The sequence below is a fragment of the Methylobacterium sp. E-012 genome (assembly GCF_057836545.1).
Window position 1 is genome coordinate 2,417,358 of record NZ_JBYQEY010000001.1, and the last position, 17,541, is coordinate 2,434,898.

Here is a 17,541-nt window from a genome sequence, read left to right on the forward strand (position 1 = left end):
TCGGCGAAAGGCGCCGGGTGCGGCGGCGCAGTCACACCCGCCGGTCGGTGGTCAAGGCGAACGCCACCACACGACGCCCATGATGATCACGATCGCCACGAACTGAAGCAGCACCCGCAGGCGCATCAATTTCTGCGAGAGGTTGGCGCTGCCGCCCCGCATCATGTTGGCGAGGCCGTAGAGCAGGACGAGGGCGACGGCCACACAGGCCACGAGCACCAGGGCGTTGGAGGACATGCGGACGACGATCCGGGCCGGATGGGAACCGTGAGGCGGCTCCCATCGCTGGGTGAAGAGGGGCGCGCTCAGTTCCGGCGGAGCAGGCGCTCGAAATAGTCGAGTTCCTCACGGGGCCGCGTCGGATCGCCGAGCTTGCGCCGCAGCTCCTCCATGATGCGCCGGGCACGCTGGACGGCGGATTCATCGGCGGTGGGCACGCGGACCCGTCCGTCGCTCATGTCGCGACCGCGGGTGGGTCGACCGAGCGGATCGTCGTCGCGGGCGCCGGCCTGACCCTGCTGGCCCGGCTGCTGGCCGCCGTCCTGCTGGCCCGGGCCCTCGCCCTGACCCTCGGCCATCTGCTGCGCCATGCCCTCGGCGCCCTGCTTCAGCCCGTCGAGGGCGCGACCCTGCGCATCCACCGCGGCGCCGGAATCGCCGTCCTTGAGGGCATTCTCGGCCTCCCGCATGGCGTCCTCGGCATCGGACAGGCCCTGCTCGCCGCGCATGCCGTTCTCCTTCATGCGCTGTTCCAGCTCCTCGAGCCGCTTCCGGAGCGCCTGCTGACGCTCACCGACATCGCCCTGCTGCCCTTGGCCTTGCTGTCCCTGGCCTTGCTGCCCTTGCCCTTGCTGCCCTTGGCCCCGCTGTCCCTGGCCCTGTTGCCCCTGGCCTTGCTGGCCCTGCTGCTTCTGCCCCTGGCCGCCCTGCTGGCCGCCCTGCTGGCCGCGTTGACCCTGCTGCTGACCGCGGTTCTGCGGCCGCTGGCCGCCGGGCTGCTCCTGCCCATCCTTGAACGTCTGATCGCGCAAGCCCTGCTGTTCGCGCGCCATGGCGTCGAGGTCGCGCATCTGCTTCTGCATCTCGCGGGAGGCCTGGTCCGACCGGCTGCCACGCTCGGCGGTCTGGAGGTTCTCCAGGATATTGCGCAGCTGCTCCATCAGGCGCTGCGCCTCGGCGGTGTCGCCGCGCTTCATCGCCTCGGCCATGTCCTGGATCATCTTGTCGAGATCCTCGGGCGTGACGGTCTTAGATTGCTGGTCGTTCTGCTGCCGCTCGCCGGACTTGCCGAGATCGCGGCCCTGCTTCTGCGCCATCTCGGACAGGAACTTGTCGAGGGCCTGTTTCAAGTCCTGGGTGAGACGCTTGATCTCGTCGTCGGGCGCGTTGCGCTCGATGGCGTCCTTCAGCCGATCCTGGGCCTGACGCAGCTGCTTCTCGGCGTCCGAGAGATCGCCGTCCTCGATCTTCAGCGCCATCTCCCAGAGCAGGTCGGCGACATCGACGAGTTCGGGATCGGACGAGGCGCGGCGCAGGCGCTCGCTCGCCGTCTTCAGTCCGAGGAAGATTGCCGGCCGCGGCGTGAACATGTCGGGCGCCACCAGGAGGGCGTCCAACGCGCCCTGGACCCAGCGGCGATCGGTATCCGGTGCGGTGACGAGGCGGCGGCGCTCCTCGGCGAGCGCCCGGGCCAGCGGATCGCGGAACGGCCGCGCCGGCAGGGTGATCTCGGTATCCGGGGTCCGGCCCTCCTGGCCCGCCTCGTCCTTCACCGCGATGTGGTATCGGACACGCGCTCCGGACCAGGGACTGTCCGTGAGATCGACCAGGGTCTTGGTGTCGGTCTCGCCGCTGGCATCGGCCGGCTGGGCGAGGCCGATATGCGGTACGGGAACGAGGGAGCGGCCGGCTTTCAGCGGCTCGATCACCGCCTCGGCGGAGCTGATCCCGTAATCGTCCTTGGCCCGATAGGTGAGGGTGAAGGTGCCGCGCCCGTTCACCTCGGGGCCGCCCACCGCCGTGACCTCCGGCGGCCGGTCGGGTATCGCATCCACCGTCAGGCGCTGGCGGCCGGCGGGCGTGACGATCACCAGTTCCGCGGCGCCGACGACGCGGTAGCGTTCCTCGCGCAGATCCGGGCGCGGCTCCTGGCCCGGTACGGGCACGAGCCCGGCATTGGCCGACAGGGTCGTGTTCGCCGCGGCCTTGCCCTGACCGGCGATGCGCACGATGAGTTGCGCGTTGACCGGCGCCCGCAAATGCTGGTCAGTGCCGTCCATCGCGATCAGCAGCGGCGGCAGCCGCGTGTAGAGCGGCGGGTCGATCCAGCCGTCGACGCGGAAATTCGGCCCGGGCGCCGCCGGCTCCTGCCAGTCGAACACCGCGCCGATCCGCTCGCGCCATTCAGGCCCCGCCGCGAACAGGCTGGCCACCGCCGCGACGATCAATCCGGCCCGGAGGGCGAGGGGATCGTGCCGCGTCATGCCCGGCCGCGGCGGCCCGACCCGGAGGCTCGCCACCGCCCGCGCGGCACGGCGCTGATGCAGGTCCCATAGGGCCCGGCTGCCGGCATCCGCGGCACCCACCGCGAGGGTGTCCTGCGCCGTCGAAGCGGGTCCGTGGCGCAGGGCCGGATCGCGCGCCGCGGCCTCCCGGTCGAGCCGCGTCAGAACCGAGCGCCGTTCGAGGCGCCTGAGACGGACGAGCGGCAGGAGGGCCGCCACCAGCAGGATGGCCAGCACGCCCAGGCCGATCTGGCGCCAGAGCGGGGTCAGGTCGAGCCAGAGGCCCGACCAGGACAAGATCAGGAACAGGAGCACGACCCCGAGGCCGCGCCACAGCACCGGCCAGGCCTGCTCCCACAGGGCCGCGACCCGCGCCCGGGCGACCAGCCGGTCGAGCCGCGCGGATCCGGCGGTGCGATCCGGTCGGGCGGCGTTCTTTCCGCCGTCGCTTTCGAAGCCGTCGTTGCCGATCACGCCGATCGTTCCGCCCCGCGCCCCTGGAATCCGGGGCGATCCCGGTTCCAATCCTCGGAGGCTAGCATGGTGGGCCGCCGCGGTCGGCGGGTCAAATCGGCGCGACGGCGGCGCTCAGTTGTGGGCCTGGATGAAGTTGCGCACCTGCGGGTAGATCTGCGATTCCCACCGGCGCCCCGCGAAGACGCCGTAATGGCCGACGCCGGCCTGGAGATGGTGGGACCGCATGTAGGGCGGCAGGCCCGTGCAGAGATCGTGGGCCGCCATGGTCTGGCCCACGGCGCAGATGTCGTCCCGCTCGCCCTCGACGGTCATCAGAGCGGTCCGGCGGATCGCCCGCAGGTCGATCGGTTCCCCGCGATAGGTCGCCTCGTTCTTGGCCAGGGCGTAGTCCTGGAACACGGTCTTGACCGTTTCGATGTAGAAGTCGGCGGAGAGGTCCAGGACGGCGAAATACTCGTCGTAGAAGGCCTCGATCGCCTCGGCCTTCTCGGTCTCGCCGTTGGCCATGTGCCAGAACAGGTCGGCATGGCCCTGGATGTGGCGCTTGGCGTTCATCGCCATGAAGGCCGAGACCTGCATGAAGCCCGGATAGACCCGGCGGCCGGCGCCCTTGTGGCGGTTCGGGACGGTGGCGATCAGGTTCTTCTCGAACCACGCGATCGGCTTCGAGGTGGCGAGTTCGTTCACGCCGGTCGGGTTGATCCGGCAATCGACCGGCCCGGCCATCAGGGTCATGCTGCGCGGGGCGGCCGGATCCTTGGCCTGCGCCATCACGGCCGCGGCCACGAGCGCCTGCACGGCGGGCTGGCAGACCGCGACGAGATGCGCACCTTCGCCCATCGTCTGCAGGAATTGGACGAGGTGCGCGACGTAATCGTCGAAGCCGAACCGCCCCGCCGAGAGCGGCACGTCGCGGGCGTTGTGCCAGTCGGTGATGTAGACGTCGTGGTCCGGCAGCATGGCGCGCACGGTCGCGCGCAGCAGCGTGGCGAAATGGCCGGACATCGGCGCGACCATCAGCACCTTGGGCTGTTCGGTGTGGATGTCCTTCTTGAAGTGCAGCAGGGTCGCGAACGGCGTGACCGCGACGGGCTCTTCGGAGACGGGGACGGTCCGATTGCCGACCTCGACGGTGTCGATGCCGTAGGGCGGACGCGCGAAGGTGAGGCCCGTTCGCATCATCATCCGGGCGCCCGCGGACATCCAGGTGATCGGCTCGCCGAACCCGATCCAGGGCGACCAGACGTCGTTCAGCACCCGCCCCCAGGCGCGCGTCTGGGCGGCAATGTCGGTCTGCAGGTCGAACGCATCGTACAGCATCGGGCGGGCACTCGCGGAGCCCTGCCCGGCACGCGGGCTAACGGGGCAGCAATGGTGGCGGATGCCGGGGTTCAGACTTGCATCAGCATGGCCGGGCAGGATGGGTGCGGTTCGGTGGTCCCGCAACTGTCCGAAGGGCGAATGTCCCGAAGAAGACTACCGACGTGGCTTTGATGCATCATGCGGCCCCGCTGGGAGCCGGCGCGCTCAGGAGGCCCGGCGGATGACGGCGACGGGCTCGACCTCGGTGCGGCGGTGCTCGCAGGCGATCTTGAGGTAGCGGTCGCCGCCCCCGGGCAGCCCGGCCTGCGCGGCCATGGTCTGCGCGTGCATCAGGCATTCCATCGGCGTGTGCGCCGGGGCGATGATGACGTCCAGGGCGGTATCGCGGGAGCAATCCTGGGCGAGCAGAGTGCCGGCACAGACCAGGGCGACGGAGAGCAGTTCAGACATGACGGACCTCGGCTTCGAGCGATCGAAAGGTCCGCGGGGTGCTCTGGCGTGCGAGCCGCCGCGTTGTGATTGCCTGGGTGCTTCCTCACAGTTGACGAATTACCTAGCACGTCATGTGCCAGTTGAGCGGCAGCGGCTGGAGCCGGAGCCGAAATCAGTCGCGGGACGGTAGCCAGTGCGTCTCGGGCTCGTCGGCGGGGAGCAGGGTCGCCGCGGCATCGAGATCGACCACGTAGCGTTCCGTCAGCATCTGCCACATCTCGACGGGCGTGCGCGCGTTCGGCCTCAGCCCTTCGAGGGCGCGGGCGACGAGTGCCGTATTCAGCAGCTTCGGACGCTGCAGCAGTGGATCGGCGTTCAGCATCGACGGCAACTCCTGCCCGAGGCCGACAATCTGCTGCGTTTGTGGTTAACACCCGGTTACCGCCACGCTTGAGAACTTGCGATTGTCTTGACGGAGCTTGGATCGCGGCCCGCGGGGAGATTTTATCCCCGGTTGATCAGCATAGCGCCGAAACACGCCGACGGAGCGCTCGCGTCGGACGGGCTTACCGGAGGCGCCCGTGGGGGGCGCCGAGACCCCGGATCCGGTTCACAAGCCCGAGCCCATCCCGTATCAGGCAGGCGGATCGAGGCCGGCCCGGCCGGAGCGGGCGCCGCTCGGCCCCCGCGCGCCGCCCTCGGCCGATCGTGCGAACGGAACACCATGGACGCCAAACCAGACGCGACGGGCGCGACGCAGGGACCGACGGCCCGTCTCGTGCTCGCCTCCGCCTCGCCGCGCCGGCTCGCGCTCCTGCAGCAGATCGGCATCGAGCCGGACGCGCTGCTGCCGGCCGAGATCGACGAGACCCCGCGCAAGGCCGAGCCGCCCCGCGACCTCGCGCGCCGCCTGGCGCGCACCAAGCTCGCCACCGCGGAAGCCGCGCTTCACCTAGGCGACAAGACGGCGCCGACATGGTTGCTGTCGGCCGATACGGTCGTGGCGGTCGGGCGGCGGGTCCTTCCCAAGGCCGAGGTGCCGGACGAGGCGGCGGATTGCCTGCGTCTCCTGTCCGGGCGCCAGCACCGGGTCTACACGGCGATCTGCGTGCTCTCGCCCCGCGGCCGGCGCGAGCGGATCGTCGAGACCCGGGTGCGCTTCAAGCGCCTGTCGGGCCGGGACATCCAGGGCTACGTCGCGTCGGGCGAGTGGCGCGGGAAGGCCGGCGGCTACGCGATCCAGGGGCTGGCGGGCGCCTTCGTGGTGAAGCTCGTCGGATCCTACAGTGCCGTGGTCGGGCTGCCGCTCTACGAGACCATGAGCCTGCTGGACGGCGAGGGCTATCCGGTCCGGGCCGGCTGGGGCGCGCTGGCATGAGCCGCGAGCGCCGCCCGGCCTGCCCGATCTGTCGACGGCCCGCAGAGCCGGACTTTCAGCCCTTCTGCTCGCAGCGCTGCGCGGATGTCGATCTCGGGCGCTGGCTGAACGAGCGCTACGCGCTCCCCGAAGAGATCGACAGTGACGAGCCCCCGCCCGAGCCCGATTCCGAACACTGAGGGTCTCGCGGCTTTTCCATCCCGCCGAGGGTCCGGCAAGGCTGGACAGGCCGCACGGCACTGACTATACCCCGCGGCGTCCGAGGCCGGCACGGCCACGGGCGACGCCCAGGTAGCTCAGTTGGTAGAGCATGCGACTGAAAATCGCAGTGTCGGCGGTTCGACTCCGTCCCTGGGCACCATCCGCTCGCTGATCGCGCGGGCAGGACTTTTCGCGAACAGTCTCCGCGCGCTTTAATCGCCCGCCACAGCCATCATGGCTCGGCGGATCCGGTGCCTGTTCGATCGGCACCGCAGGGCGGATCGCGGGGACGGACCCGCACCGGGACGAGACCCGATCTCCCGTGGATCGCCGCTCCGACGCGTCCGAACGATCCGGGCCACGGTCATCCGAAGGCAGAGTGCCCCGCACGCAGGTCGGCGAATGGGCACCGGCAACCCTATCGGATTGCACTATCGAGATCCTTGATGTTGCCGAAAATCAAATTAGCATGAATCAGGTTTTCAACGAGATACAGACTCCGCAATGCCGAAACTGAAGTCGCTCGACGGCCCGAGCCGGCGGAAGGAATTTCAGGTCCCCCTCGATGCCCGAGACGGCGTCGGCACCTGGACCTGGGATGCGGCTTCGGATCGCGTCTGGGCCGACGGTTCGGCGGCGCGCCTGTTCAACCTCGGTCCGGAGGAGGCCGAAGCCGGTTTGCCGCTCTCCGCCTACGCGGCCGCTGTCCCGACGCTGGACCGTGCACGGATTCGCGCGGCCTTCCGCAAGTATGTCCGGGACGGCGGACCCGCGGTGGTCGAATATCGCGTCTCCTCGGCCGGCGGAGCCCTGCGCTGGGTGCTGTTGCGCGGCCGGTTCTCCAGCGATCACCTCGGCCGCCCGGTGCGCGGCCATGGCATTATCGTGGACGTCACGGACCTGAACGCCCGGGACGGTGACGCGAATCCGGTGGCGGATCCGGGCGAGACACCCCTCGAACGCGCCGCCGACGCCGCGATCTCGGCGTTCCGGGCGGTCGACGCCCTGAACGATCCCGGCCTCAGGGCGTGGGCGGAGGCGCTCCTGCACGAGATCGGGCGGAAGCTCGCCGCGCAGCAAGCCGCCGAATCGCGCGCGAACCTGAACTGAGTCCGGCGGGGCGCGGCTCAGGCCGTGCTCTGAACCCGCAGGTGCCGGTCTGCCGACCGCTGCGCAGCGGGGCTGGAAATCTCCGCCCCGTCCGCGCACACAGGCAGCGCCGCGGCGTTGCCGCTCAGCCGGATGGAATGCTCGGATGGATACGGCAGATCTCGCCCCGCACGCGCATCAGGTCCTGCCCGAAGCGACGCTGCCCGGGCTGCCGAACCACTACCGTGGCAAGGTCAGGGACAATTACGACTTGCCCGACGGCCGGCGCATCCTGATCACCACCGATCGGATCAGCGCCTTCGATCGGGCGCTCGCCGCGATCCCGTTCAAGGGCCAGGTCCTTACCCAGACCGCGCGCTACTGGTTCGAGCGCACGGCCGACCTCTGCCCGAACCACGTGCTGGCCTATCCGGATCCGAACGTCGTCGTCGGGCAGCGCCTGGACATCCTGCCGGTGGAGGTGGTCGTGCGCGGATACCTCGCGGGCACGACCTCGACCTCCGTGCTGACCCGGTACCGGGCCGGCGAACGGGCGATGTACGGCCATCGCTTCCCCGAGGGCATGCGCCCGAACGAGCGCCTGCCGGACGCCATCATCACGCCGACCACCAAGGCCTTCGACGGCGGCCACGACGCGCCGCTGACCGAGGCCGAGATTCTCGGCCGCGGCCTGCTGAGCGCGGAGCAGTGGCGCACGGTTTCCGAGGCGGCCTTGGCCCTGTTCGCCCGCGGCCAGGCCCTGGCGGCCCAGCGCGGGCTGATCCTGGCGGACACCAAATACGAATTTGGCACGGACCGGGACGGCCGCATCGTCCTGGCGGACGAGATCCACACCCCGGACAGCAGCCGCTACTGGTTCGCGGAGAGCTACCCCGCGCGCTTCGCGGCCGGCTCGGCGCCGGAGAGCTTCGACAAGGACTTCGTGCGCAACTGGGTCGTGGCCCGCTGCGATCCCTACACGGATCCGATCCCGGAGATCCCGGCGGATGTCGTCCTCGAGACGGCCGCGGTCTACATCCGCGCCTACGAGACGATCACCGGCCTGCCGTTCGCGCTGCCGGATCCGGCCGAGGTGCCGCTAGACCGCATACGGCGCAACATCGACGCCTATCTGGCCGCCAATCCCATTCGCTGAGCGGACGGCGCTGCCCGCACCGTCCACCCAGCGTTCAGGAGAAAAGGCTCACGCGGCGGCCGCCAGTGGGGCCGGGGAAGGGGCGTCCATCGCCCGCAGGTAGACGTCGAGCAGGGTCTCCTGCTCGTCGCGCTCGTCCTTGTCCTGCTTGCGGATCTTCAGGATCTCCTTAAGGATCTTGACGTCCAGGCCCTCGCCCTTTGCCTCGGCGAAGACCTCCTTCTTGGCCTCCATCAGGTCCTTGATCTCTTCCTCAAGCCGTTCCACGCGCTCGATGATCGAGCGGATCCGGTCGCCCGCGACGCCCACGGTGTCGGTCATGTCGGTCATGCAGTTCCTCGTCGGATGACGGGGCACACTGGCCGGCGCAGGGTAAGCGGCGGGTTAAGGCGGCGCGGTCTCGGCGTGGGGGACGATCCGGGCGCGATCCGCCCCGATCGTCCGACCGCGCTCAGGCATGGGCGAAGCGCGCCTTCTTGCCGAGCGCCTCCTCGACCGTGCCGTCGCCGTCGAGATAGCCGTGGACCTTGGGGTTCGGCATGATCAGGGACGCCACGAAGGCGATCGCCATCAGCACGGTCACGTACCAGAAGAACGTGCTCTCCATGCCGTTGTCCTTGAACCACAGGGCGACGAACTCGGCGGTGCCGCCGAAGGTGGCGTTGGCCACCGCGTAGGACAGCCCGACGCCCAGCGCGCGCACGTTGGTGGGGAACAGCTCCGCCTTCACGATGCCGCTGATGCCCGTGTAGAACGACACCACCGCGAGCCCGAGCGTGATCAGCGCGAAGGCGAGATAGGGGTCCTTGTTGGTGCCGAGAGCCGTCATCAGCGGCACGACCATGAGCGTGCCGAGGCCACTGTAGAGCAGCATGTTGACCTTGCGGCCGATCCGGTCGGACAGGGCGCCGAAAATCGGCTGGATCGCCATGTAGACGAACAGCACCACCGTCATCACCTGCGAGGCCGAGGTCTTCGGCATCCCGGCGGTGTTGACCAGGTATTTCTGCATGTAGGTCGTGAAGGTGTAGAAGCTCAGGGAGCCGCCGGCCGTGTAGGCGACCACGACCAGGAACGCCCGCCAGTGCTTGAACAGCTCGGCGAAGGTGCCGGCGGTCTCCTTGTCGCTGCTGTCCCTGGTCTCGGCCAGCGAGCGCCGGAGGTAGAGGGCCACGATGGCGAGGCCGGCGCCGATGAAGAACGGGATGCGCCAGCCCCACGCCGTGAGTTCGGGCGCGGTCATGACCGTCTGGAGCAGGACCAGGACCAGCGAGGCCAGGAGCTGGCCGCCGATCAGCGTGACGTACTGGAACGAGGCGAAGAACCCGCGCTGGCCCTTGATCGCGACTTCGCTCATGTAGGTCGCCGAGGTGCCGTACTCGCCGCCCACCGAGAGGCCCTGCAGCATGCGGGCGAGGAGCAGCAGCACGGGCGCCATAGTGCCGACATGCTCGTAGGTCGGCAGGATTCCGATCAGCAGCGAGCCGAAGCACATCATCAGCACCGAGATGACCATCGAGGTCCGCCGCCCGACCCGGTCGGCGATCCGCCCGAACAGCCAGCCGCCGACCGGCCGCATGAAGAAGCCCACCGCGAAGATGCCGGCGGTCTGGAGAAGCTGGCTGGTGGAATCCCCCTTCGGGAAGAAGGCCGGCGCGAAGTAGAGCGCGAAGAACGCGTAGCAGTAGAAGTCGTACCACTCGACGAGATTGCCCGAGGACGAGCCGACGATCGCCCAGATGCGCCGGCGCCGATCCGCAGCGTCGTCGTGGGCGCTCGGCGCGATACCGATCGTATCGTTTCTCGAGGCGGACATGGCGTCTCCGTCGACCATTCTCGGCGCCGGCACGGGCCGGGCTCTTCTTCGTGCTGCGCGACGTTACAGGTGATGACCGTGATCGCAAGTCCGTGATCGGTCCCGAGCCGCGGACAGCTGTGGCCAGTGTCAGTGAATCCGGTTCGTCCGCGGCGGGGTCATCGCGTTCGACCGTCAGGCCCGGTGCGGGCGGTGCGACCCCGGGATGACGCGATAGACGGTCTATCCCTCGACACCTGCGCCGCGTCAGCGATGCGACGGAACGGATTCCGCCGGGGCCCCGTTGCGGGCGTTGCGAGCGCCGCGAGCGCTCCGACGGAAGCGGGAGGAGAGGCCATGAAGCGGATACTGAGGGATACGGTGGCGGCCGCGATCGTCGTCGTCGGAGCGGCGACCGCCTTCGCCCAGGGTGGTCCCGGCGGCGGCGGTCCGGGTGGCGGGCCCGGCGGCGGGGGAGCTGGTGCCGGCCCGGCCGGCGGCGGCGCGGGACCGGGCGGCGGCATGCGCGGCGGTGCCGGCGGCCCCGAGGGCGGCGGCATGCGCGGTGGCGCCGGCGGACCCGAGGGTGGTGGCATGCGCGGCGGTGCCGGCGGACCGGAAGGCGGCGGGATGCGTGGCCCCGGCGGCGCCGAAGGTGGCCCCCGCGGCGCGGAGCCGGGTGGTCCGGCAGGCCGCGGCGCGGAAGGCCCGGGGCGGCCCGGTGGCGCGGCCGAGCGCAACGGCGCCGGGGAGCGCGGCGGGCCGGGCGGCAATCCCGGAGGCGCGGAGCGGGGCGGTCGCGAGACAGGACCGGCGGGCGAGCGCGGCAACCGGGATGGGGCCGGACCCGACCGGGGTGAGCGCGGCGGCGCTGGCGAACGGGGCGGCCGGGACGGTGCCCGGGGCGGCGGGCCGGCCCGCGGCGCGGTGGGCCGCCTCGATACGCGGCAGCGCTCAGAGTTCCGCGGTTCGATCACCCGGCTCGGGGTCTCGCCGCTGCGGGATGTGGCCTTCGGCCTCGCGGTCGGCACCGCGATCCCCCGGTCCGTGAGCCTTCACCGGCTGCCGCCATCGATCGTCGAGTTCGTGCCGGAATACGAGGGCTACGACTTCATCCTGGTGCGCGACGACATCGTGATCATCGATCCCGACACTTACGAGATCGTCGACGTCATTCCGGGCTGATTGGTCCGCAAAGACTACCGCACGCCGGACGGAGGCCGCTCCGGCGTGCGGCACTGGCCGTGTCGTCGCTGCGATCATCGGTGGGCTTCGGTCGCCATGCGGACCGCGAGCGAGGCCAGCACCGTTCCCATCAGCCAGCGCTGGATGACGCTCCAAAGCGGGCGCCGGGTGAAGAACGCGGCGATGGTCCCGGCCGAGACGACGAAGACGGCGTTCATGCCCACGCTGACGGCGAGCTGCGTGCCGCAGAAGATCAGCGCCTGTGCGAGGACGCTTCCGCTCTCCGGATCGATGAACTGGGGCAGGAGCGACAGATACAGAACCGCGATCTTCGGATTGAGCAGGTTCGTCAGCAGCCCCATCGCGAAAAGCTTGCGCGGGCTGTCCTTGGGCAGATCGTGGACCTGAAACGGGGACCGACCGTTGGGCCGAACCGCCTGCCACGCGAGCCAGAGGAGGTAGAGCGCGCCGGCGAAGCGGACGGCATCGTAGGCGTAGGGGATCGCGATCAACAGGGCCGTGAGTCCCACAGCCGCGCACGCCATGTAGACGATGTGGCCCGCGAGGATGCCGCCGAGCGAGATCAGACCGGCCGTCCGCCCCTGCGCGATCGAGCGGGAGACCAGGTAGACCATGTTCGGTCCCGGTGTCAGGGCCATGCCCAGCGAGACCGCAGCGAAGGCCAGGTAACTCGCCAGACTGGGCATGCGGATCCCCAGTGTCGCGCGACGTCGGGCCGACGCGCGCGCCTGCCCTCGGCAACGACGAATCAGTATCGATCATCGAGATCCAGGCTGACTTAAAATCTAAGCTTGGCGGGCGCCTCTTGTGAAGCCATCGCGCGCCGCGATCGTGCGGTTCACCGACCCCCGTCGAGGAGCTTCGAGACGACCCGGGCGGTGTAGTCGACCATGGGCACGATCCGCGCATAATTCAGCCGGGTCGGACCGATCACCCCGACGACGCCGACGATCTTCTGCGAGCCGTCACGGAACGGCGCCGCGATCAGCGAGGAGCCGGAGAGCGAGAACAGCTTGTTCTCGGAACCGATGAAGATCCGCACGCCCTCGCCGCCCTCGGCGCGGGAGAGGAGGTCGATGACGTCCTTCTGCGTCTCCAGATCGTTGAACAGCAGGCGGATGCGCTCGAGATCCTCGACGGCGCGCAGGTCGTCCAGCAGGTTGGCCTGGCCGCGCACGATCAGCTGGCGCGCCTCCGTGGGACCCACCGGAGTAGCGAGCCCGGCATCGACGAGGCGCTCGGTGATGGCGTCGAGCTCCCGCTTCATGGCCTTGCGGCCAGCCTCGATCTCGGCCCGCAGCGATCCCAGGGTGCGGCCCTGAAGCCGGGCGTTCAGGAAGTTCGTCGCCTCCTGGAGGGCCCCGGCCGGTAGGCCGGCGGGCAGGTCCACCAGCCGGTTCTCCACGGAACCGTCGTCCGAGACCAGGATCACCAGGGCGCGGGCCGGGTCGAGGCGGACGAACTCGATGTGCTTCAGGCTCACATTCGCCTTGGTGGTCAACACCACCCCGGCCCCCCGCGAGACGCCCGACAGCATGGTCGAGGCCTCGGCCAGAGCGGATTCGAAGGTGTGGCCGGAGGCGGCGGCGCGCATCTGCGCCTCGATCCGGGCCTGCTCGTCCTGGCTGACATCGCCGAGTTCGAGCATGGCATCCACGAAGAATCGCAGGCCGAGCTCGGTCGGCAGGCGGCCGGCCGAGGTGTGCGGCGCGAAGATCAGGCCGGAATGCTCCAGATCCGCCATCACGTTGCGGATCGAGGCCGGCGACAGCGCCATCGGCAGGATCCGGGCGAGATTGCGCGATCCCACCGGCTCGCCCGTGGTGAGGTAGCTCTCGACGATCTGCCGGAAGATCTCCCGGGCGCGTTCGTTGAGGGCGGCGAGGGCCTGCATCGATGGATCGTTCGGGAAACGAGAGTTCGGGTCTGTCACGCGGTCATCCTGTGGTCCGATCATGTCCGGCCGACCCGCCCGGATCAATCCATACGGCGATGCTTGCTCACGGTGCCGCACCGGCCTAAGAGCCCGGCCCTCGACATTCACCACAGAAGGGGCCCGCAATGCGGCCTTCCAAGCGTGCCGCCGACGAGTTGCGGCCCGTGAGCCTGGAGCGCGCCGTGTCGCGCTACGCAGAAGGCTCCTGCCTCGTCAGCTTCGGCAACACCCGGGTGCTCTGCACCGCCTCGCTGGAGGAGCGCGGGCCCCCGTGGCTGCGGGGTTCGGGCAAAGGATGGGTCACGGCCGAGTACGCCATGCTCCCCCGTGCGACGCACGAACGCACCCGGCGCGAGGTCGGTTCCGGCAAGCCGTCGGGGCGGACGCAGGAGATCCAGCGCCTGATCGGCCGCTCGCTGCGGGCCGTGACCAACCTCCCGGCCATGGGCGAGCGCCAGGTCACGGTCGATTGCGACGTGATCCAGGCCGATGGCGGCACCCGGACCTCCGCGATCACCGGCGCCTGGGTGGCGCTGCACGATTGCTTCGCCTGGATGCGGACGCGCTCGATCATCTCGGTCGACCCGCTGAAGGACCATGTCGCGGCCGTCTCCTGCGGCCTGTACAAGGGGATGGCGGTGCTCGACCTCGATTACGCCGAGGATTCGGCGGCCGAGACCGACGCCAATTTCGTGCTCACCGGCCGGGGCGGCATCGTCGAGGTCCAGGGCACCGCCGAGATGGAGCCGTTCACGCAGGAGCAGCTCCTCGAACTCCTCGGCCTGGCGCGCGCCGGCACCGACCGGCTGGTCGCCCTTCAGAAGGAGGCCCTCGCGTGAGCCGCAGGCTGACCGGCAAGGTCGTGATCGCCACCCACAATGCCGGCAAGCTCGTCGAGATGCGCGACCTCCTGGCGCCGTTCGGGGTGGAGGCGGTCTCGGCCGGCGAACTCGGCCTGCCCGAACCGGACGAGACCGGGACGATGTTCGCCGAGAACGCGGCGATCAAGGCGAAGGCCGCCGCCGACGCCACCGGCCTTCCCACCTTCGCGGACGATTCCGGCCTGTGCGTCGACGCCCTCGACGGGGCGCCGGGCCTGTTCTCGGCCCGCTGGGCCGGCCCGGACAAGGATTTTGCCGGGGCGATGGCGCGAATCTTCGCCGAACTCGACGCCCGCGGGGCGATCGACCGCCGCGCGCACTTCGTCTCGGCCCTGGTGCTCGCCTGGCCCGACGGGCACACCGAGCTGTTCGAGGGCCGGGTCTTCGGCGACCTCGTGGCGCCGCGCGGTTCGGCCGGCTTCGGCTACGACCCGATCTTCCGGCCGGACGGGCATGACCGCACCTTCGGCGAGATGAGCGCCGCGGAGAAGCACGGGGTCGACTGGCAGACGGGCGCGGGTCTGTCCCACCGCGCCCGGGCGTTCGTGGCGCTGCGCCGGGCTTGCCTCGCGCCCGGCGCCTGATTGCCAAACCGGACGGGCGCGCGCACATCCCGGCGATCATGCGAACGACCGGCCCGGACCACCCGACCCGCGATGCGGGTTTCGGGATCTACCTGCACTGGCCCTTCTGCGCCGCGAAGTGCCCCTATTGCGACTTCAACAGCCACGTCCGGCACGGAGGCGTGGACGAACCGCGCTTCCTCGACGCCTTCCGGGCCGAGATCGCCCATATGGCCGGCCGGACGCCCGGCCGGACCGTCACCAGCATCTTCCTCGGGGGCGGCACCCCCTCGCTGATGCGGCCGGCGACCGTCGCGGGGCTGCTCGACGCGGTGGCGGCACGATGGCCGGTGGCGCCGGACGCGGAGATCACCCTCGAAGCCAATCCGTCGAGCGTCGAGGCCGCCCGCTTCCACGGCTACCGCGCGGCCGGGGTCAACCGGGTCTCCCTCGGCGTGCAGGCGCTCGACGACGCGTCCCTGAGGACCCTTGGCCGGCTGCACGACGTGGCGCAGGCCCTCGACGCGATCCGGGTCGCGCAGGCCGTCTTCGCGCGCACCTCCTTCGACCTGATCTATGCCCGGCCCGGCCAGACCCCCGCGCTCTGGCGGGACGAACTCGGTCAGGCCCTCGCGCTGGCCGGCGAGCACCTGTCGCTCTACCAGCTCACCATCGAGCCCGGCACGCCGTTCCACGGTCTCGCGGCGGCCGGGAAGCTCGTGGTTCCGGACGACGAGATCGGCCGGGCCCTCTACGACGTCACGCAGGATCTCTGTTCCCGGGCCGGCCTGTCGGCCTACGAGATCTCGAACCACGCGCGGCCCGGCGCCGAGTCGCGCCACAACCTGCTCTACTGGCGCTACGGCGAGTATGCCGGCATCGGCCCCGGGGCGCACGGCCGCCTCGTCACCGCGGCCGGACGGATCGGCACCGTGACCGAGCGCGCGCCGGAGGCGTGGCTCACCCGGGTCGAACGCGACGGCCACGGCATCGCCGAGACCGAAACGCTCTCGGCCGTCGATCAGGCCGACGAATTCCTGGTGATGGGCCTGCGCCTGCGCGAGGGGATCGATCCGGACCGCTACGCCGCCCTCAAGGGCCGGCCGCTCAACGGCAACCGCATCGGCATGCTGGTGGGCGACGGTATGCTGGAGCGGCGACCCGGCGGACGCATCGCCGCCACGGCGCGGGGCGCGCCGGTCCTCAACGCGATCGTGGCCGAGCTCGCCGGCTGATCAGATCCCGGGCTTGGCCAGCACCCGCGGGGCCGGGCTGACCAGGGTCGCGGCGTTGTTGCGGATCTCGTAGACCGCCAGCGCCCGCTCGCTCTGCCCGTCGGGCCGGAAGCGGAAGGTGCCGTCGATCCCGGCGAAGCCCGCCGCATTGGTCAGCGTCGCCTCGGCGAAGCGCTGCGAGCCGTATTGCCGCGCGAGGGCCGCGGCGAGCATCACGGCGTCGTAGGCCAGGGACGCGACGCGCGGCGGCACCGCGCCGAAGCGGGTCTGGTAGCGCCCGCTGAAGGCGGAGAACCCCGCGCGGTCCGGCCCGGCGAAGCGGCCGCCCTGGAGCGCCGGCAGGGCGAAGAGCGCCGGCTCGTTCCACAACGCCGTCCCGATGGGCCGCACCCGGGCCGGGGAGAAGCCGGCCTTGGTCAGTGCCGCCGCGACCGCCGGCAGGGCGTCGGCCGTCTCCGGGATGAACAGCGCGTCGGCGGTAGCTGCGGGACCGGTGATCACCCGCGCCAGCCGCTCCACCGCTTGGCCCGGACTGCCCGCCGGGTAGCGCTCCACCGCCGCGACCCGGGCGCCCCGGCGCGCTACGGTCTCGCGGAAGGCCGCCTCCACGGCGTTTCCGTAGGCGGTCTCGGGGATCAGCGCCGCGAAGGAGCGCTTGCCCCCCGCCACCGATTCCTCGACCACCCTGTCCACCTCCGGCTGCGGCAGGAAACTCAGGAGGTAGACGCCGCGGGCCGCCACGGTCACGTCGGTGGAGAAACCGATCACCGGCTTGCCCATCGCCTTCGCCGCCGCGGCGGCGGCCTGGACGCTGCCGGCAAAGACGGGACCCAGGACGATCTCCGCGCCCTGTCGCAGGGCGTCCTGGGTCCCGTCCCGGGCGCCGTCCGGGCTGCCGCGGTCGTCCTCCACCAGGATCGTCAGGTCGGGCTGCTGCGCCTCGTCATAGGCCAGCTGAGCGGCGTTGCGCATGGCGGTGCCCACCGCCGCCCCCTGTCCGTTGAGCGGCAGGACGAGGGCGACCTTCACGGATCCGGTCCCGATCCGCTGTCCGGCTGCCGCGATCGGTGTCGGGATCGTCGGTGCCGCATCCGGCAACCCCTGCGGCACTTCGACGGGTGGAGCCAAGGCGGCGGCCTGCGGCGGCGGCCTGCGCCGGGCGACGCCGTCGCCGAGGCAGCCGCCGAGGGGCAGAAGCGCGCCGAGGAGCACGACGCTCAAGGCGGTGACGCGCACGAGACGGTCCGGCGCGCCGATCGGGCACGCCATGGCGCGGTCTCCTTCGGGCAGGCCACGCCACCGTGATGGCAGGCCCGGGAAATGTAAACGCGCGGACCGGGACTTGCCCCCGGCGGCGCGGCTTCG

Annotated in this window: 18 protein-coding genes and 1 tRNA gene; 9 read left to right on the forward strand and 10 right to left on the reverse strand. The window is 70.7% G+C overall.

Annotated features, from left to right (window positions below; translation table 11 throughout):
* Positions 1 to 51: 51 nt before the first annotated feature.
* The 5 genes from AC3IF1_RS11525 to AC3IF1_RS11545 all read right to left on the reverse strand — a co-directional run bounded on the left by AC3IF1_RS11525 (position 52) and on the right by AC3IF1_RS11545 (position 5,118).
* Positions 52 to 237: a twin transmembrane helix small protein gene (locus AC3IF1_RS11525; protein WP_243973875.1), complete on the reverse strand. Its 186-nt coding sequence runs from the start codon at positions 235 to 237 to the stop codon at positions 52 to 54.
* 68 nt (positions 238 to 305) lie between these two features.
* Positions 306 to 2,978 (reverse strand): TIGR02302 family protein, encoded by a 2,673-nt coding sequence (locus tag AC3IF1_RS11530; RefSeq protein ID WP_489217633.1) that lies wholly within the window; start codon positions 2,976 to 2,978, stop codon positions 306 to 308.
* 114 nt (positions 2,979 to 3,092) lie between these two features.
* Positions 3,093 to 4,301, reverse strand: a complete 1,209-nt coding sequence (locus AC3IF1_RS11535) for a polyhydroxyalkanoate depolymerase (protein ID WP_489217634.1) — start codon at positions 4,299 to 4,301, stop codon at positions 3,093 to 3,095.
* A gap of 207 nt (positions 4,302 to 4,508) precedes the next feature.
* A complete protein-coding gene (locus AC3IF1_RS11540; protein WP_489217635.1) occupies positions 4,509 to 4,754 on the reverse strand; it encodes a hypothetical protein in 246 nt (81 codons plus the stop codon).
* 154 nt (positions 4,755 to 4,908) lie between these two features.
* Entirely contained in the window at positions 4,909 to 5,118 is a 210-nt protein-coding gene (locus tag AC3IF1_RS11545) for a hypothetical protein (RefSeq protein ID WP_243973879.1), read from the reverse strand.
* A gap of 342 nt (positions 5,119 to 5,460) precedes the next feature.
* Here AC3IF1_RS11545 and AC3IF1_RS11550 point away from each other — a divergent pair, with 342 nt between their 5' ends.
* The 5 genes from AC3IF1_RS11550 (at position 5,461) to AC3IF1_RS11570 (ending at position 8,560) form a co-directional block, all read left to right on the forward strand.
* A complete protein-coding gene (locus AC3IF1_RS11550; RefSeq protein WP_489217636.1) occupies positions 5,461 to 6,114 on the forward strand; it encodes a Maf-like protein in 654 nt (217 codons plus the stop codon).
* Entirely contained in the window at positions 6,111 to 6,293 is a 183-nt protein-coding gene (locus AC3IF1_RS11555) for a DNA gyrase inhibitor YacG (protein ID WP_489217637.1), read from the forward strand. Before AC3IF1_RS11550 ends, AC3IF1_RS11555 begins: the two co-directional genes overlap by 4 nt.
* 106 nt (positions 6,294 to 6,399) lie before the next feature.
* Positions 6,400 to 6,475 (forward strand) — tRNA-Phe (locus tag AC3IF1_RS11560).
* A gap of 344 nt (positions 6,476 to 6,819) precedes the next feature.
* Positions 6,820 to 7,425: a PAS domain-containing protein gene (locus tag AC3IF1_RS11565; protein WP_243973882.1), complete on the forward strand. Its 606-nt coding sequence runs from the start codon at positions 6,820 to 6,822 to the stop codon at positions 7,423 to 7,425.
* A 145-nt stretch (positions 7,426 to 7,570) separates the two neighbouring features.
* On the forward strand, positions 7,571 to 8,560 hold the full coding sequence (locus AC3IF1_RS11570) for a phosphoribosylaminoimidazolesuccinocarboxamide synthase (protein ID WP_489217638.1): 990 nt from the start codon (positions 7,571 to 7,573) through the stop codon (positions 8,558 to 8,560).
* Between the two features lie 48 nt (positions 8,561 to 8,608).
* Here the strand turns inward: AC3IF1_RS11570 and AC3IF1_RS11575 are convergent, their stop codons facing one another.
* Together AC3IF1_RS11575 and AC3IF1_RS11580 are read right to left on the reverse strand one after the other, a co-directional pair.
* Positions 8,609 to 8,890: a DUF2312 domain-containing protein gene (locus AC3IF1_RS11575; protein ID WP_243973884.1), complete on the reverse strand. Its 282-nt coding sequence runs from the start codon at positions 8,888 to 8,890 to the stop codon at positions 8,609 to 8,611.
* Positions 8,891 to 9,011: 121 nt separating this feature from the next.
* The gene (locus tag AC3IF1_RS11580) at positions 9,012 to 10,376 is read right to left on the reverse strand and encodes an MFS family transporter (RefSeq protein ID WP_489217639.1); all 1,365 of its coding nucleotides are present in this window, start codon (positions 10,374 to 10,376) and stop codon (positions 9,012 to 9,014) included.
* A 336-nt stretch (positions 10,377 to 10,712) separates the two neighbouring features.
* On the opposite strand from AC3IF1_RS11580, the gene AC3IF1_RS11585 reads away from it, so the two are divergent.
* Positions 10,713 to 11,540, forward strand: a complete 828-nt coding sequence (locus tag AC3IF1_RS11585; RefSeq protein ID WP_489217640.1) for a DUF1236 domain-containing protein — start codon at positions 10,713 to 10,715, stop codon at positions 11,538 to 11,540.
* Positions 11,541 to 11,614: 74 nt separating this feature from the next.
* On the opposite strand, the gene AC3IF1_RS11590 is transcribed toward AC3IF1_RS11585, so the two are convergent.
* Both AC3IF1_RS11590 and hrcA read right to left on the reverse strand, forming a co-directional pair.
* Positions 11,615 to 12,247: a LysE family translocator gene (locus AC3IF1_RS11590; protein ID WP_489217641.1), complete on the reverse strand. Its 633-nt coding sequence runs from the start codon at positions 12,245 to 12,247 to the stop codon at positions 11,615 to 11,617.
* A gap of 152 nt (positions 12,248 to 12,399) precedes the next feature.
* Entirely contained in the window at positions 12,400 to 13,455 is a 1,056-nt protein-coding gene (gene hrcA, locus AC3IF1_RS11595; protein ID WP_243973888.1) for a heat-inducible transcriptional repressor HrcA, read from the reverse strand.
* 167 nt (positions 13,456 to 13,622) lie between these two features.
* Here hrcA and rph point away from each other — a divergent pair, with 167 nt between their 5' ends.
* The 3 genes from rph to hemW are packed head-to-tail and all read left to right on the forward strand — an operon-like array spanning position 13,623 to position 16,176.
* Positions 13,623 to 14,336: a ribonuclease PH gene (gene rph, locus AC3IF1_RS11600; protein ID WP_489217642.1), complete on the forward strand. Its 714-nt coding sequence runs from the start codon at positions 13,623 to 13,625 to the stop codon at positions 14,334 to 14,336.
* Positions 14,333 to 14,962 carry an RdgB/HAM1 family non-canonical purine NTP pyrophosphatase gene (gene rdgB, locus AC3IF1_RS11605; protein ID WP_489217643.1) on the forward strand — a complete coding sequence of 210 codons (630 nt, stop codon included), beginning with the start codon at positions 14,333 to 14,335 and terminating at the stop codon, positions 14,960 to 14,962. The genes rph and rdgB overlap by 4 nt, the downstream gene beginning before the upstream one ends.
* A gap of 38 nt (positions 14,963 to 15,000) precedes the next feature.
* A complete protein-coding gene (gene hemW / locus AC3IF1_RS11610; RefSeq protein ID WP_489217644.1) occupies positions 15,001 to 16,176 on the forward strand; it encodes a radical SAM family heme chaperone HemW in 1,176 nt (391 codons plus the stop codon).
* Here the strand turns inward: hemW and AC3IF1_RS11615 are convergent, their stop codons facing one another.
* On the reverse strand, positions 16,177 to 17,445 hold the full coding sequence (locus AC3IF1_RS11615; protein WP_489217645.1) for a penicillin-binding protein activator: 1,269 nt from the start codon (positions 17,443 to 17,445) through the stop codon (positions 16,177 to 16,179).
* Positions 17,446 to 17,541 lie beyond the last annotated feature (96 nt).